Genomic DNA, 15,728 nt, shown 5'->3' on the forward strand with positions numbered 1-15,728 from the left:
GAGGGCCGCGCTCGACGGTTGCGTCAGACCGCCTCGGCCGACGAGGGCGCAGGCGGCGGGAGGATGGGCTCGATGGCGTCGGGAGAGGTCTCGCGGCGGGACGTCGGCTCTCGCAGGACGATGCCTCGGTACGAGGGCTCGAGCTCGAGCGGCCGAATGTCCGACAGCACGCGCGCGGCCGCAGACTCGACCGTGAGCAACCCGAGGCCGACACCGAGCACCGGGAACACCAGGGTCCCCGACGTGGACTCGCGCACCTCGACGAGGCACCCGTCCTCGGACGGGTAGATCTCGACGGTGATCGCATCGTCGATCCAGGGGACGTCAGCCGCGGCGAGGGCGGCGAAGGCGTGGAGCAGCACGACGAAGCCGTTCGCGTCGCGCGCGCTCCCGCAGAGGCGGCGGAGGGCCACGAGACAACGCGCTTGGGTCGACGTATCCAGGGTCACGGTGGCGGCACACATATCCCGCCTCAAGCACTCCGCGTACCAGGAAATCCTTGGTGTTTCATGACGCTACGGCAATCGTCCTCGCGCACCGCGGTCTTTGGCCCTCGAACCGAGGTGCGGTGACCTCACGCCGGCTCGAGCACGGGGACGCCCGCGCGCTCGAGCAGGGTCACGGTCGCCATGAGCGGGAGCCCCACGATGGCGGTGTGGTCGTCGCCCCGGATCGACGAAAAGAGCATGATTCCACTCTCCTCGAGCTTGTAGGCGCCCGCGCAGTCGTGGGGGTCGTCGGCGTCGACGTAGGCCGCGATGGCCAGCGGGGTGAGCGAACGCATGGTCATGACGTGCACGTCCACGTGCTCGAGCACCTGGCCGGTCGGGGTGCGCACGGCGACCGCGGTGACGATGCGGTGCTCACGGCCCGAGAGGCGCGCGAGCTGCTCACGGGCCTTCTCCTTCGAGCCGGGTTTGCCGAGGATCGTGCCGTCGATCTCGACCACCTGATCCGAGCCGACGATCACCTCCCCGGGCAGCGAGTCGGCGAGGCTCTCGGCCTTGGCGCGCGCGAGGAACGCGGCGACCACCACGGGATCGCTCGTGCGAGGCTCGAGGGCGCGCTCGTCGCACGCGTGCGGCACGGCGTCGAACGGGATCCCGAGCCGTTGGAAGAGGGCGACACGAAACCTCGACGTGGTGGCGAGCACGACCTTCGGCATCCTCCGACTCTACCCGGCTTGCCCGACGGCGCGTCACGCTTCACGCTCCTCGGGTGACCCGTCGAACGGCAGCCGAGAGCGTCGCAGAGGTGCGCCTCGCGTGGGAGCAGCTCGTGAGCGAGTACGCTCCCGCGCCGCTTCACGCGATCGAGGGCGTCGAGATCACGGCGAAGCAAGCGCCGCGCACCTACCGGATCGCCGCGGAGACGGCAGCTCGGCTCGGGATCACGCCGCCGCGCGAGGTCCTCTGCGCGGCGACGACGGCAGCGCGCGGCACGCCCGAAAGCTGGCGCCTGTTCGTGGCACCGGCGGAGGTCACGGCGCTCGACGACGAGGCCCTCGCGGCGCACCTCGGGCACGCGTTCGCGAGCGCGACGTGGGCGACGCCGACGCGCCCGTTCGGCTTCGACGGCCCCGGAATGACGGTCGAGGCGCTCTTCGCGATGGCGAGGTTCCTCGGGGCCGACCGGTTCGCCCTCGTCGCGGCCGGAGGCGACGTGGAGGCCTTCGCGCGGTTCGTGCTCTCGCGCGAGCGCGACGATCGCACGGCCCCTTCCCGGGGAGTCGGCGCGATCCTCGACGCGCTCGACGAGGCGACCGTCTCGTCCCCGCTCGCCCGGCTCCTCGCCGACCCCGCCATGGGTGTCCCGAGCCTCTCTCTTCGTCTCTACGCGGCCAAGCGCTTCGTCCAGACGCGCCTCGCCGCCATCCTCACGGGTCGAGGCGAGGGGACGCTCGACGTACGCGAGCTCGATACGTCGCTGAAGGCGCTCGTCACGCGCCGCCATGGGTTCTTCCCCCATCGTCGGGTGGAGGGCATCCGCCCGGAGCGGGTCACCCTCGCGACGACGGCCTCCGCGCCGGGGTACGGTCTCGTGGACGCGTACGGCGACGCGCTCGGTCCCGAGACGGTGGACGTGGTGGGCTCGACCCGACGCGGGTGAAGCGCGTCGTGCGTGACGCGGCACGGGCATCGGAGACGGACGGATCGCGTCCACGGGGACGCACGGGAGCACCAAAGAAGCGATTCATTTCAGGCATTTACGGACACCACGTGCCGGCACGTGGGTTGCGAAAGGGAGGTCATCCCAGCGAGGCACCGTCGCCTCGCACGACATCCTTGGAGGCTCTCATGTCCGTCGTCCGTACCGTTTCGTTCTTCGCGGCCCTCTCCCTCTCCATCGGCGCGCTCGCGGGGTGTACCGCGGAGTCGAGTGATCCCGTCGTCCTCAAGGGGCGCATCGGGAGCGGCTCGTCGAGCACCACCACGAAGACCTTCGGCGGGCTCACGGGCGCCGAGGCGGGCCTCCACGTGACGGCGCGCGAGCTCCACAAGAAGGGCGCGACCGGCCGAAAGATCGACGTGCCCGTCGCTCCGGACGGCACCTTCGCCATCGACGTCCCGAGCGGCGCGCGCTGGGTCCTCACCGTGGACGGCACCGTCGCGGCGGCCGAGAAGAGCGCCCTCTTCGCCCTCGCGCAGGGCAAGAGCGTGCTCGACGCGAGCGTCGCGAAGGCCGGGGACGTCGAGCTCGGCGCCGTGAAGGTCGTCGGCGGTCAGGCGATCCCAGAGCTCCCGATCGACGGAAAGGCCGGCCTCGCGTCGGCGCTCGCCGAGGCCGAGGAGGTGTTCGAGTCCGCCCAGGGAGCGATCGTCGAGGCCCGCGCCGCCGCCGACGAGGCCCGCGCCGCCGCCGAGAAGGCCCAGGCCGAAGCCGAGGCCGCGCGGCTCGCCGCCGAGAAGGCCGCCAAGGACGCCGCCGAAGCCGCGAAGAACGTGCCCACCCCCGGCCTCCCCGGAGGCAGCTGAGCGCGAGCGGCCCGAGCGCCGACCTCGAACGCACGAAGGGCGCCCGATCCGTGAGGAGGGGCGCCCATAGCAGCCCGTTGATTTACTCCCGTCCCCCGTCGGGGACTTCCAAGGGTCGTCGGCCCGTCGCCGCCGCATCCCGACCGCCTTCGTTGCGCTCCTCCGGTGCCTGCGCGCCTACAAGAGTAGGCTCTGCGGGCTCCTCGGATCGCGCCTCGGCGGGTCGGGCGCGGACGACGACGACCCTTGGAAGTCCCTGACGAGGGACGGACCTCGGTCCCTAAATCAACAGGCTGCTTGGATGCGACCTGGCGGTTACGCGATCTCGTAGCCGACGGTGTCGATGGTGTTCGCCTCGAGCTTCGCGTCGGCCTCTTGGTAGCGCTTCGTGACGCGGCCGAGGTGGAAGAGTGCGAGGCCGACGACGCCGATGTCGTCGAGCCAACCGAGCACCGGCACGAACGCCTCGGGCACGAGGTCGACCGGGGTGGCGACGTAGACGACGGCGAAGAGGAGGAACGCCTTGCCGAAGAAGGAGGCGTCCCTGTCCCCGAGGTAGCGCCGGACCGCAGCGAAACGACCGAGACTCTTCTTGGATTTCGTCATCGTCGACCTCCGAACGAGGACGAAGGTAAGTCGCGAGCGACGGCCCGCAATGCGTCGCGATCTACGCGGCGGAGGGGCGCTATTCGGCGACCAAAAACGTAGTTCTTCCGACGAGTTGCCCGTCTTCCGTCTCGACGTCGACGCTCCAGTTTCCGGCGAGCTTCGCAGGCAGGTTGTCGCCCGAGAGGCGCGAGCGGAGGCGCACCGAGCCCTCGGGCCCCTCGACGCGGGAGGTCTCTTCGTTGGCGCGGACGACCTCGTTGCCGTCGTGCCGCCAGACGTGACGGAGCCGGTCTCCCTTGCCGCCGGGGACGACCACGTCGGTCACGGCTTGGAGCTGCTGGATGACCGACGGGTGGAGGACCTTGACCTCCATGGCGAGGCGGCCGTCGGCGAGCGTCATGGGGCCGACCGAGGCCCGCGAGAGGTGCATCGGCACCGGCGGGATCACCGTGCGCCCTTGGTACACGAGCCCGACCATGGCGAGCGCGGAGAGCGCGATAGCGAGGAGCACGCCCCGCTTTTTGTAGGCCGAGAGGTCGAGGTGCATCGTCCAGAACGCGAGCGTGGTAACCCCCGCCGCGATCATGAGCGAGTAGAGCGTGCGCGTGTTCGGGAAGAGCGCGGGCACGATGAGGTTCATGCAGCCGAAGAGCGCGACGGCGTGGAAGATCGACGCGAGCCCGACCCACTTCAAGAGCACGCGATCCATGACCACGTCGAGCGTGGAGAGCAGCGCGCAGGCCGCGAGCAGCACGATGAACCAACCGTTCTTCGAGTCGAGCGTGGTCGACTTCCAGTAGAACGGGAGGAGGAAGAACAGCATGCTCTGGTAGAGGTTCTTCAGGGCATACGTCATGGCGTAGAAACGAAGCTTCGTCTTCGTCTCGGCGCCCTCGAGCGAAGCCTGGCTCGTGCCCGACCCGTGGAGGCGGAAGAAGAGCAACACGAGCAGCCACGCGCCGCCGGCCGTGACGGCGAGGTACCGCGCTTGCTCGAAGCCCTTTTGCGCGAACAGCACGACGCCCGTGCCGAGCCCGAGCGCGTAGACCGAGTGGGCCCACCAGAGCTTCTTCGAGTGTCGGTTCGTGAACGCGCGGACCTTGTCGCGAAGGCCGAGCGGTACGGGATCGACCGAGCGCGCGGGCTCGCGTACCGGGCCGGGTGCGGGCGACCCTTGGGGCGGCGGAGACGACGGCGCGACCTTGGTGGGCTCCGGCGTGTCGGCCGAAGCGAGCACGTCGGCGCCCTCGAGGGGCGGCGGGACAGGCTCGGGTCCGGGAGGGGGCACGGCTACCACGTTCATGGGATCTAGCGCGTTTTCGAGGCCCGTACAGGCGGCCGTGCCGAAGCGTGCACCATGCACCTCCCTCGAACGCGGGTCGACCCTAACGGCATTCCCCCGCGTGGGGAAAAAACTTGGCCTTCTTTTCGTGAGCCTGCTTCTCGCTCTGGCTCGCCGACGCGTCGCGCCGATCAGCCGGGGGGCTCGGAGGCCGAGGGTGCGGGGGGCTCGGCGCCTTCGCTCGCGGAGGCCGGGGCGTCGACCGTGGCGATCTTCTCGCGCAGCGCCAGGTACGGGATGAACCCGAAGATGCAGGGACCGATCTGCCCGAAGAAGAAGAGGTTGAACGCGTCGGCGCCGTGGGGGAGGCCGACCATGACGAAGAGCTTCTCGAACGCCATGTGCCCCACCCCCGCGCCCGCGGCCGAGATCGGCAGCATCAGGCTCAAGAGGCCGATGGGGTAGATCGTGGCGACCTTGCCGAAGGGGACGTCGAACCCGCAGAGGAGCGTGGCCATCCGCGTGAAGAGGATCATGTTGACGCCGTGCACGCCCATGCTCAGCACGAGGGCCGTGACGAGCGCCGAGGGCTTCGCCGACACGAGGCGGAAGGCCGACACGATCTTGGTGACGAGGCCCGCGACCTTGCTAGGTCCGCTCGCGAGCGCCTCGATACGTGCACCATACATACGCATGAGCGCGACGAACACGATGGGCCCGACCACGAAGCCTGCGCCGAGCAAGAGCACCGTGGTCACGAGGGGGCGAAACTGAGGGTTTTCCCACAGCTCGCCCCCGCGGACGAGAACCACGAGCAGGGCGACGGAGACGAGGCCCGCGAGGCCTACGACGCGCTCGACGAACGCCACGAGCAAGAGCGGGACACGCTTCTCGGGGCCTTCGTCGCGGGCCACGTAGAGGGCCTTTATCACGTCGCCGCCCACGTTCCCCGGGATGACGACGTTGAAGAAGAGCGACACGAGCTGGAGCTGCACGGCGCGACCGAAGGGCACCTTGGCCCCCGCGAGGGAAAGCAGCGCGCGCCATCGCATGGTGGCGAAGCCGATCGACGCGAGCACGAACACGAGCACGTCCCACACGAGGAGCGAGGGGTGCTCGAGGAACTGCCCGAGCGACTTCATGTCGAGGGCCCCCTTCTTCACGAGCCAAGCGACGAGGCCCGCCGTGACGACGACCTTCACCGCGAAGAAGAGCCGCTGCTTGGCTTTAGGGGACAACGGTCATTCTTTCGGGCCCTCGTTGTAGCCGCGAGGGCGGTACTTCGGATCGACCCCGTTGTGCGACTCGCCGTTGGCGACGATGTCGTTCGTGAGCCACTCGAGCCAGCTCCCCTTGTGCTTGGCGGCGAGCTCGCGCAGCTCGACGCGACGCGCGGGCTCGGGCGGAGGATCGTCTCCCTCGGCGGCCTTGGGCATGGTGATGACCTTCTCGTCCCAGAGGCACTGGATGCCGAGGGAGAGGAGGTTCACGTCGTTCGGGGCGAGCGCGAAGCCCTTCATGTAGTGGGGCCAGGCCTCTTGGGGTTTGTGCTGCCGGCAGATCGTGTCGCCGAGGTAGATGCTCGCCATGGGCCACTCGGGCGCGAGCTCGAGGGCGCGGAGGTTCGCGATGCGGCGGGCCTCCAGGTCGCCTCGCGCACCTTTCATGACCGAGTAGTTGAGGTGCGCCTTGGCGCTGTTCGGGACGGCCTTGCGTGTCGCGTCCCAGAAGGTGAGATCGGTCGTGTAGTCGTTCGCGTGGACACGGGCGGCGACGCCTTGGAACACGGTGAACGCGACACACGCGGCGACGACCGCGCCGGCCGATTTCATGGTCGCCAGGCTCGGATCGCGCGTGGCGCGGACGATCTGCACGACGCCGTAAATGAGGACCCCGGCGAGCACGACGTAGGTGCCGCCCGTGGAGCCATCGGTGACGAGGAACGAGGCGACCGCGAGGACGAGCGCCGCGCCGGCGAACCCGAGGCCGACACGCGTGCGTGAGACGCCGCCCGAGGCCGCGTCGTGTTGCTTCGCGCGGGTGAGGAGCGCATCGAACATGACCGCGAGCACGATGCTCGAGCCGACGACGGGGAAGTACCAGAACCGCTCGGCGCGCACCGTGGGCAGCAGGATGGGGATGTTCGATACGGGGAAGTACGAGGCAACGATCCACACGAGGCTCGCCGCCACGAGGGGGCGCGCGTCGACTACGGGCGCGGCGGCCGGAGCCGCGGGCTTCGCTTCGGGATCGGTGCCCGAAGATGCGGGAGAGACGCCCACTTTCGCGCGGCGCCCGTCCAAGAACGAGCGGATCCCGAGGGCCGCGGCGACCGGCACGGGCAAGACGAGGCAGAGCGCGCCGAGCACGACCTCGACCGAGAAGAGCGACGAGGGGATGGGCTCTTGCGGCGACGAATAGTCCCCCGAGAGGGTCTTCGGGAAGACGACCTGCCCCAAGCCACGGAAGTAGACGCGCAGCGCTCCGGCGATGCGGTGCGGCGTGTCGGCGAGGGCCAGCGGGTTGTTGAGCGGGTCCTTCGGGAGGACGGGCTGGCCGTACCACTTCATCAGCGACGCGAACACCTTGTGCACGCCGCCCTTGGCGATGGCCTTCGCGTCCTCCGGGATGGGCGCGGGGAACCAACGGCGCCGCGACTCGACGTAGAACACGAACGACGCGGCCGCCGCCACGAACGCGACGAGCGTGCGCGCGACGCGGCGAGGTTTGTCGGGGAAGACGCTGCTCGCCGTGGCCAGCGCGAAGAGCGGTACCATGGGCACCACGATCATCGCGCTCTCTTTGGAGTAGAGGCCGAAGAGCGAGCCGACCACCACCCCGAACGCCATGAAGGGCATGCGCAGGGTGAGCGCGTAGAGCGCGACGAGGCACCCGAACGTCCCGAAGACGTCGGCGATACCGACGACGCCGCTCACGGCCTCGGTGAGCACCGCCGAAGCGACGAGGAACATGCCCCCGAGCCACGCGAGCACGGGGCGCTTCGTGAGGCGCCACAAGATCAGCGTGAGCAGCGCGCCGTTCGCGCCGTGGAAGAGCACGTTCACCCAGTGGTGCAAGAAGGGGTTGTGCTCACGCGCGCCGCACATCCACAAAAAGCGCCAGACCAGGTTCGGGATCGGGCGATACGAGCCGATGCTGCGCTCGGGGCCGAGGCCCCAGAAGTCGCGCTTGAAGGCGTCGAGCCAGTGGAACTTCGGCGCCTTCTCCATGACGCTGCGCACGTACGGGTTCGCGAGCAGCGCCTCTTGTTCGTCGAAGATGAAGTTCGTCTTGATGGGGTGCCGCGTGAAGAGCAGCATCGAGAGGAAACAGAACGGCACCACCGCGGCGAGGAACTGCGGGTCTTCTCCGAGGAAATAGTCGCGGAGCCACGCCTTCGCGGCCTCGTGCGGCTTCGGGCGGAGGCCCGGGACGGGAGGCTCCGGGGCCTTCGTCGTGTCACCGGGTGGGGCTTCGGCCGGCGTGGCCACGGCGGACGTGAGCTCGGCGCTCCCCTCGGACGGGACCGGCTCCGAGGTGGCCGCGCTCGGCTCGCTCGGCTCGTTCGACGCGCCCTCTGCCGACGGAGCGGGCTCGGCGTCCGTGATGGATTCGGAGCCCACGGCCGTGGGCTCGGCCGCCGCCTCGGGCGCCTCGTTCGGGGTCGGTCCGAAGCCCGGAGGATCGACGGGCCCTTCGCCGGAAGCCATGGAAACTTATGCCTTTTTTACGGGAGAATGTTTGTCGCGCAGGGTGGCGAGCACGGGCGGCTCGGGGGCCTGGGCGGCGTCGGGGATGATCCAGTTGTCGCCCCAGAGGTGGGCGCCGCCGTCGATGTACCAGGTCTCGCCGGTGACGAACCACGCCGCGTCGCTCGCGAGGTACACGACGAGCTCGGCGACCTCTTCGGCCGTGCCGATGCGCTTCATGGGTGTGCGCACGCGGCTCATCTCGAGCAGCTCCGGTGGATATTGATCGGTGCCCGACGTCTTGATGACGCCGGGGGCGACGGCGTTCACCTGCACGTTGTGCTCGGCCCACTCGACGGCGAGCGTCTTGGTCATGTTCTCGACGCCGGCGCGCGCCGCGCCCGTGTGCACCATGCCGGGGAAGCCGCGGGCGACGTTGGCGATCACGTTCACGATGCGCCCGCGCTTCTGCGGGATCATGTGCCGGACGGCCACGGCCTGCGTCATGAAGAAGGTGCCGTTCAGGTTGTTGCGGACGACGGCCTCCCACCCTTTCGCCGACACCGAGTCGGCCGTGGTGGGGAACTGCCCGCCGGCGTTGTTGACGAGGATGGAGGCCACGCCGAGGTTCGACTTCACGGCGTCGGCGAAGGTGGCCACGGCCTCGGCGTCGCGGATGTCGCACGCGCTCGCGAAGACCTCGATCCCACGCGCGGAGAGCTCGCTCTTGGCGGCCTCGAGCTTCTCGGCTTTGCGGCCGCAGATGGCGATTTTGCAGCCGAGCTCACCGAGCGAGTGCGCGATGGCGAGGCCGATGCCGCTCCCCCCGCCGGTGATGATCGCGAGCTGACCCTCGAACAGTCCCGCACGAAAGATGGTGGCCATGCTCGTTACTCTCCGCGGCGAACGACGCCGTCTTTGCCGCGCACGAGCTTCTCGCCCGTCTTCTTGCTCACGGCCACGTCTCCCTCGAACACGGCCGTGTCGCCGTCGGCGAAGACGTACCCCACGACGCGCGCCGGGTTGCCGCGCACGAGGGCGAAGTCGGGGACGTCTTTCGTGACGACCGAGCCCGCGGCGACCATGGCCCACTCGCCGATGGTGGTGCCGCACACGATCGTGGAGTTCGCGCCGAGGGCCGCGCCCTTCTTGATCAAGGTCTTCGAGACGATCCAGTCGGTCGCGCCCTTGACGCTGAGGTCGGGGTTCACCGCGCGGGGCCTTAGATCGTTCGTGAAGCAGACGTGCGGGCCGCAGAAGACGCCGTCTTCGAGGGTGACCCCGTGGAAGAGCGAGACGTTGTTCTGGATCTTGCAGTTTTTGCCGATGGTGACGTCGCTGTCGACGTACACGTTCTTCCCGAAGACGCAGTTCTCGCCGATGGTGACGTTCTCGCGGACCTGGCAAAAGAGCCAAATCTGCGTGCCGTCGCCGATGACGGCCTTCTCGTGAACCACGGCGCTCGAGTGGATGCGGATGCCCATTTGGGGGCGCAGCTTAGCCGAAAGCGGCCCGCGAGGGAGAGGGCGCTTGGGGGTCGCCCGCAAGCCAACTTTTTACATACATTTCATGCACTTATACACGCCGGGGTCGGCATCGGGGTGGCGGGCCCGAGGCGCTCTCCTTCATTCGAAGGATTCGCGAAGGAGCCGCCGGCGGCTAACGAAGCCGGATCGAGGCTCGCAGAGGGCCCGAATCCCGGGAGGGTCTTCATGAAACGTACACTCGTTAGCCTCGTTCTCGTTCCGTTCGCCGCCGCCGGCATCGTGGTGGGTTGCGTCGGGGACGACCCCGCCACCGGCGGAGACGCCGGCACCACGCCGACCGGCACGACGACCACGACCTCGCCCACGGCGACCTCCACCGACGCCGCCGTGCCGGACACCTCGACCCCTCCGCCCGACGCGGCGACGACGGACGCCGCGACCGACGCCCCGCCGCCTTTCTCACCGACCAACGTCGCGGGCCTCGTGCTGTGGCTCGATCCCTCGAGCGGGCTCACGTCCGCGGGCGGAAAGGTGAGCGCGTGGGCCGATCGATCGACCTCGGCCATCGCGGTGGCCCAGACCGCCGCCGCGAGCCAGCCCTCGGTCGGCTCGGTCGGCTCGAAGCCGGTCGTGGCGTTCGGCGCGACGAGCTGGCTCGAGGCCGCGGGCGCGACCGTGGGCACGAAGCTCGACTTCGGCACGGGTGACGTGCTCGTGGAGTACGTGGTCGCCACGGACTCGGCGGCGGCCACGGCGCTCACGGGTGTATTGTACAAGGCGAGCTTCGACGCCGCCCCCTACGACGGCCTCCAGCTCTACGGAAACCTCGGCGGAGGCGGGAAACCAGGCGCGGGGCTCGCCGGCGTGGATCTCGTCCTCACCTCCACGTCGGGGAACACCGCCGACGGCAAGCTGCACGTCGTCGGGTTCCGGCGCGCGGGGACGAGGCTCTCGCTCCGCTACGACGGCGCCGAGGTGGCCTCCTCGACGATGGCGGTGCGCAGCGTGGACAACACGCGCGCGCTCTACGTCGGCGGGCGCCCCGATGGCACGCACGGCGCGGCCCACAAGGTCGGGGACGTGCTCGTCTACAAGGGCGCCGTGGCCGACGCCGACGTGGCGAAGATCGAGGCGTTCGTGAAGCAAAAGAGCGGGATCTGACGCGCGAGCGCGGTTCACGAGCGGCCGCGGCGGAGGACCGTTCCCTGCGGTGACACGCCAAGCGAAATGGGCGGGATGGATCGACGATCACGACCGCCGATTTCGCCGGACGCGTGGGCGGCCCATAGCGGGATCACGCCGAGACACGAAGCACGAGGGCGACGAGATCGGCCTGGCGCTCGGTCTCCGTTTTGAGGAAGACCGAGCGGAGCTGCGAGCGCACCGTCGTCACGGCGACACCTCGCCGGGTGGCGATCTCTTTCAAGGTGAGCCCGTCGACCAGGGCCCCGACGAGCTGCGCCTCGGCTTCGGACAACCCGAAGAGAGCGCGGAGCCGGGCCGCGGGGAGCGCCGTCGGGCCCAGGATCTCGAGCGCGACCATCGACGGGAGCGGCGCGGGCCGAGCCACCACGAGGCGGAGCGCCGGGTCCGCGAGCCGCACGACCACGCACTTGCCGTCTCCGTCGGCGACGGTGCGCACCGCGCGCGCGAGACGCACGTCGTCCGCCGGGAACCGCAGCGCGAGGCGACCACGAAGGAACGCCAACGCGCCCGTGTCGAAGAGGGTGTGCGCCCGAGCGTCGCGATCCACGAGGCGACCTTGGGCATCGACGAGGAGGACGACCTTTCCGAACGGAGCCTCGGCGGCGCGCTGGATGCGGCGCGCGGTCGCGAGGCAGGGAAGCCATCCCTCGAGCTTCGCGCGATCTTCGATGGTGAACGGGTCGGCCGCGCCGTGGCGCATGACGCCGATCGTGGTCACCTCGGTCGCGTCGAGGTGGACGACGCCGGCCTCGAGCTCCGGGAGATCGAGCGGGATGCACAGCTCGTGCAGCATGGGATTTTTGAGCCGATCCTCGTCGGTCAGGAGCTCGGCGCTCGTGTAAGCGCGCCCCGCCGCGAGGCCGAGCCGCACGGCGCCGGCGACCCACGGGTCGTGCGCGTGGTAGTACGAGACGTACTCGCGATCGAGCTCCTCGGGGAGGCCGAGCCAGGTTTGGCTCACCCCCGAAGGACCACGCGAGGTCATGCCGACGGCGCGCGCCCCGAGGTCGGCACGGAGCACCGCGAGGGCACCCATGAGATCGCCCTCGACGACCGCCGATAGAACGCTCTGCGCCTTCCCCATGTACCCCACACGCACCCCCTATCGAACCTCGATGTTCCCCTATCCGGAGGCACGAGACAACGCACGCGCGATCGACCAGGCCGTGGTCGGTCGACCTGCCAGCCCCGCGAGCGCCGCGGACGCCGGAGCGTCACACGGCCGAAAGGCCGGGGAGTTTCGCGCTCTTACGTGACGACACGGCGAGGCGGGCGAGCTCGTCGGCCCGCTCGTTGAGGGGCACGCCGGCGTGCCCGGGCACGTACACGATGCGGAGGTTCTTGCGGGCCTTCACGAGCTTCACGATCGAGCCGACGAGCTCGACGTTGGCCTTCGCCTTCCAGCCCTTGGTGAGCACGCCGATGCTGTACTGGCTGTCGGTGTGGAGCACGAGCTTCTCGTCTTGGGTGAGAGACTCGAGGACGCGCAAGATGGCCGTGAGCTCGGCGATGTTGTTCGTGGCCGAGCCGAGGTACTCGTACGACTCGTGCCGCTCGCCCGAGGGCGTGAGCACCACGATGCCGAGCCCTGCGGGCCCCGGGTTGCCCGAGCACGCGCCGTCGGCGTAGGCGACGTAGGCGTCCTTCGGGAGCTCGGCGTGGTCGGCGACGGCCTTCTTGGCCGAGGCGGCCTTCTTTTCTTCTTTGGTGCGAGGCACGGCCTCGCCCGCGACGCAGTGATCGTCGGGCAGGACGGCCTCTCCGGGCTTCACCTCGAGGTTCGCTAGCGCCGCCTGGTAGGCGCGGCCGTCGTTGGGCTTGTAGCGGATCTCGACGCGGCCGCCCTGAGCGACGAGCTCCCCCGAGTCGGAGCAGCGGGCGAAGACCTTTTGACCGCGGAGCGTGGCCGTAATCCAGGGCATGGGGCGGCTCTATAGCCGCGATGAGAACGTGAGGGAACGGGGAGCTGCGGGGCGCGCGAGGGCGAGGGTCGACCTCATGAGGCGCCGGCCGCGCGGCACGAGGCGACGACGACGTCCACGAAGCGACGCGCAGGGGCGCGGAGCGGCTCTCTCCAGAGGACGAAGTAGGCAATCGGCGCGGCGCCCTCGAGCGGCACGGCGACCATGCCGCGCGGCGGCGAGCAGAGGTCGTTGACGATCGTGAGGCCGACGCCGAGGCTCGCGAGCGCGAGCATCGCGTCCCACCCGTGCACCTCCGCGCCGATCTCCCACGGGGTCCCTGCGAGGAGCCGATCGACGGCCTCACGGTGCGCGCTCGGCGACGGTGGGACGACGAGCCGCTCGCCTGCGAGGTCACGTGGTCGCACCTTGGTTCGCCGCGCAAGCCCGTGCCCCTCGGGGACGACGACGTGTTGGCCCACCGTGCGGAGACGCGTGGACTCGAGATCGCGAGGGGCGGAGCGGGCTCCGATGACCGCGAGATCGGCGCGCGCCTCGCGGACCGCCTGGGCTGCCGAGTCTGCGTTCGCGGTGACGAGACGGAGCCGAGAGCCCCCTCGCCCGAGCTTGCGGACAGCCGGCGCGAGCAGCCGCACGAAGGCGAACGCCCCGGTCGCGAGCGTGATCGCGCCGTCGTCTGCGTTGCCACGGAGCTCGGCGACGAGCGCGTCGCCTCGGGCGTGCACCTCGCGGGCGAAGACGGCGACACGCTCGCCCGCGGGGGTGAGGGAGAGGGCCTTCCCGCGCCTCGTGTAGAGCGGGACCCCCACGTCTGCCGAGAGCTTCTTCACCTGCACGTGCAGCGCGGGCTGGGACAAGGCGAGGCGTCGCGCGGCGTGCGTGAAGGAGAGGTGCTCGGCGAACACGGCGAACGAGAAGAGGTGCTCATAGTTCATGGCTGGTCTATCCGTTTTCACTATAGTCGCTCACGAACGGATCGTGGCGGCGGCGGCGCCGAGGGGCCATGCTCTCCTCACACACGGAGGAGACGAACGATGGGCACCAAGCCATCTCCACGACACGTCAAGGTCAGCAAACATCTCTCGTACGTGCTCCGGCACGCCCCTCGCGCCATCGGGCTCTCCCTCGACGACGCCGGCTGGGTCGACGTCGACACGCTGCTCGAGCGCTCGCGCGACGCCGGGTTCCCGATCGAGCGAGCGTTCCTCGACGAGGTCGTCTCGACGTCCGAGAAGCGGCGCTTCTCCTTCAGCGAGGACGGCCGACGAATCCGCGCGAACCAGGGGCACACCATCGAGGTCGACCTCGGCTACGCGCCCGAGAGCCCTCCCGACGTGCTCTTCCACGGGACGCCCCGACAAACCGTCGCGCTCGTGCGCGAAGGGGGGCTCAAGAAGATGGCGCGCCACCACGTCCACCTCTCGCGAGACGTCGAGACGGCCACGACGGTCGCCGCCAGGCGAGGTCGCCCCGTCGTCCTGCGGGTCGACGCCGCGGCCATGGCACGCGCCGGACACGTCTTCTACGTGACGCCGAATGGCGTATGGCTCACGGGCGAGGTGCCGGTCGCGTTCATCACGTTCCCCGACTGACCTACATCGGCGCCATTGGCGGGCGTGCTTCGATCACCGGGGTGCGGTCAGTGGATCGGGGCACCCCCACGCGGCGCGGACTCGGGCAGCTCTCGCTCGAATTCCGCTGATTTTCGAGGCCCGGCGTGCGGTACGGCCCGTGCTTGAGGGAGGGTATGGGCGCCCCGAAGAGAGCCGTCGCTGCCGTCGCGTCCTTCGCGATCGCGTTCGGTGCCGCAGCCCTCGTCATCGCGTGTGCGCCCGAGGTCGCGCGGCCCGTCGTGCGACCTCGCCCGGTCCTCGTGCCTACGGTGCGGATCGCGTCGGACTCGGCCGGGTGCCCGAAGGACATGGCCCTCGCGGCGGGCACCTTCTGCATCGATCGGTACGAGGCGTCGCTCGTCGAGATCGCGGGCGACGGGCGCGAGAGCCCCTTTCCGTGGAACGTGTCCCCCGAGGGGAAGAGCGTGCGGGCCGTCAGCGTGTCGGGCGCGTATCCCCAGGGGTACATCAGCGGCAAAGACGCGGACCGCGCGTGCCGCGCGTCCGGGAAGCGGCTCTGCGATCCGCGCGAGTGGGTCACGGCGTGCAAGGGCCCGAAGAAGACCACCTACCCCTACGGCGAGGCGCGGAGGCGAGGCGCCTGCAACGATCACGGGAAGAACCCGCGCCAGATCTTGGGCATTCGCGCGTCGACGTGGAATGCCATGAACCTGCCCGCGCTGAACGCCGTCGAGGGCACCTTGTCGAAGACGGGGGAGCACGAGACGTGCGTGAACGAGTGGGGCGTCTACGACATGGTGGGCAACCTGCACGAGTGGGTCGCCGATCCGAAGGGCACGTTCCAAGGGGGGTATTACCTGGACACCCACGAGAACGGCGAGGGCTGCGACTACCGCACCACGGCCCACGTGATGTCGTACCACGACTACTCCACGGGGTTTCGCTGCTGCCGCGACCTCGAGGCCGAAGAATAACCAGAGAGCG

16 protein-coding genes are annotated in these 15,728 nt (G+C 69.7%); 5 read left to right on the forward strand and 11 right to left on the reverse strand.

Going from position 1 to position 15,728, the window contains the following annotated elements; genetic code table 11:
* Positions 1-23: 23 nt before the first annotated feature.
* Positions 24-464, reverse strand: a complete 441-nt coding sequence (locus IPK71_02270; protein MBK8212549.1) for a hypothetical protein — start codon at positions 462-464, stop codon at positions 24-26.
* 110 nt (positions 465-574) lie between these two features.
* Positions 575-1,165, reverse strand: a complete 591-nt coding sequence (gene maf, locus IPK71_02275) for a septum formation protein Maf (GenBank protein MBK8212550.1) — start codon at positions 1,163-1,165, stop codon at positions 575-577.
* Positions 1,166-1,218: 53 nt separating this feature from the next.
* Here maf and IPK71_02280 point away from each other — a divergent pair, with 53 nt between their 5' ends.
* Positions 1,219-2,109: a hypothetical protein gene (locus IPK71_02280; protein MBK8212551.1), complete on the forward strand. Its 891-nt coding sequence runs from the start codon at positions 1,219-1,221 to the stop codon at positions 2,107-2,109.
* Positions 2,110-2,297: 188 nt separating this feature from the next.
* Complete coding sequence (locus IPK71_02285) at positions 2,298-2,975, forward strand: hypothetical protein (GenBank protein MBK8212552.1); 678 nt, start codon at positions 2,298-2,300, stop codon at positions 2,973-2,975.
* 315 nt (positions 2,976-3,290) lie between these two features.
* On the opposite strand, the gene IPK71_02290 is transcribed toward IPK71_02285, so the two are convergent.
* The 6 genes from IPK71_02290 to IPK71_02315 all read right to left on the reverse strand — a co-directional run bounded on the left by IPK71_02290 (position 3,291) and on the right by IPK71_02315 (position 10,039).
* Positions 3,291-3,581 carry a DUF1232 domain-containing protein gene (locus IPK71_02290; protein MBK8212553.1) on the reverse strand — a complete coding sequence of 97 codons (291 nt, stop codon included), beginning with the start codon at positions 3,579-3,581 and terminating at the stop codon, positions 3,291-3,293.
* A gap of 79 nt (positions 3,582-3,660) precedes the next feature.
* Positions 3,661-4,887: a DUF2914 domain-containing protein gene (locus tag IPK71_02295; protein ID MBK8212554.1), complete on the reverse strand. Its 1,227-nt coding sequence runs from the start codon at positions 4,885-4,887 to the stop codon at positions 3,661-3,663.
* A gap of 170 nt (positions 4,888-5,057) precedes the next feature.
* Positions 5,058-6,104, reverse strand: coding sequence for a flippase-like domain-containing protein (locus IPK71_02300; protein ID MBK8212555.1), 1,047 nt, complete (start codon positions 6,102-6,104; stop codon positions 5,058-5,060).
* 3 nt (positions 6,105-6,107) lie between these two features.
* Positions 6,108-8,210 carry a tetratricopeptide repeat protein gene (locus tag IPK71_02305; GenBank protein ID MBK8212556.1) on the reverse strand — a complete coding sequence of 701 codons (2,103 nt, stop codon included), beginning with the start codon at positions 8,208-8,210 and terminating at the stop codon, positions 6,108-6,110.
* Between the two features lie 372 nt (positions 8,211-8,582).
* Positions 8,583-9,440, reverse strand: coding sequence for an SDR family oxidoreductase (locus IPK71_02310; protein MBK8212557.1), 858 nt, complete (start codon positions 9,438-9,440; stop codon positions 8,583-8,585).
* Positions 9,441-9,445: 5 nt separating this feature from the next.
* A complete protein-coding gene (locus tag IPK71_02315) occupies positions 9,446-10,039 on the reverse strand; it encodes an N-acetyltransferase (GenBank protein MBK8212558.1) in 594 nt (197 codons plus the stop codon).
* 228 nt (positions 10,040-10,267) lie between these two features.
* Here IPK71_02315 and IPK71_02320 point away from each other — a divergent pair, with 228 nt between their 5' ends.
* The gene (locus IPK71_02320) at positions 10,268-11,203 is read left to right on the forward strand and encodes a hypothetical protein (protein MBK8212559.1); all 936 of its coding nucleotides are present in this window, start codon (positions 10,268-10,270) and stop codon (positions 11,201-11,203) included.
* 133 nt (positions 11,204-11,336) lie between these two features.
* On the opposite strand, the gene IPK71_02325 is transcribed toward IPK71_02320, so the two are convergent.
* From IPK71_02325 to IPK71_02335, 3 genes are all read right to left on the reverse strand, one after another.
* Positions 11,337-12,341, reverse strand: coding sequence for a helix-turn-helix domain-containing protein (locus IPK71_02325; GenBank protein MBK8212560.1), 1,005 nt, complete (start codon positions 12,339-12,341; stop codon positions 11,337-11,339).
* Positions 12,342-12,462: 121 nt separating this feature from the next.
* Positions 12,463-13,170 (reverse strand): ribonuclease HI, encoded by a 708-nt coding sequence (locus IPK71_02330; protein MBK8212561.1) that lies wholly within the window; start codon positions 13,168-13,170, stop codon positions 12,463-12,465.
* Between the two features lie 74 nt (positions 13,171-13,244).
* A complete protein-coding gene (locus IPK71_02335) occupies positions 13,245-14,105 on the reverse strand; it encodes a LysR family transcriptional regulator (GenBank protein MBK8212562.1) in 861 nt (286 codons plus the stop codon).
* Positions 14,106-14,204: 99 nt separating this feature from the next.
* Here IPK71_02335 and IPK71_02340 point away from each other — a divergent pair, with 99 nt between their 5' ends.
* Together IPK71_02340 and IPK71_02345 are read left to right on the forward strand one after the other, a co-directional pair.
* Complete coding sequence (locus IPK71_02340; protein MBK8212563.1) at positions 14,205-14,762, forward strand: RNA 2'-phosphotransferase; 558 nt, start codon at positions 14,205-14,207, stop codon at positions 14,760-14,762.
* A 155-nt stretch (positions 14,763-14,917) separates the two neighbouring features.
* On the forward strand, positions 14,918-15,718 hold the full coding sequence (locus tag IPK71_02345; protein MBK8212564.1) for an SUMF1/EgtB/PvdO family nonheme iron enzyme: 801 nt from the start codon (positions 14,918-14,920) through the stop codon (positions 15,716-15,718).
* The last annotated feature ends 10 nt before the right edge of the window (positions 15,719-15,728 follow it).

The organism is Myxococcales bacterium (genome assembly GCA_016712525.1).
Lineage (GTDB): Bacteria > Myxococcota_A > Polyangia > Polyangiales > Polyangiaceae > JAAFHV01.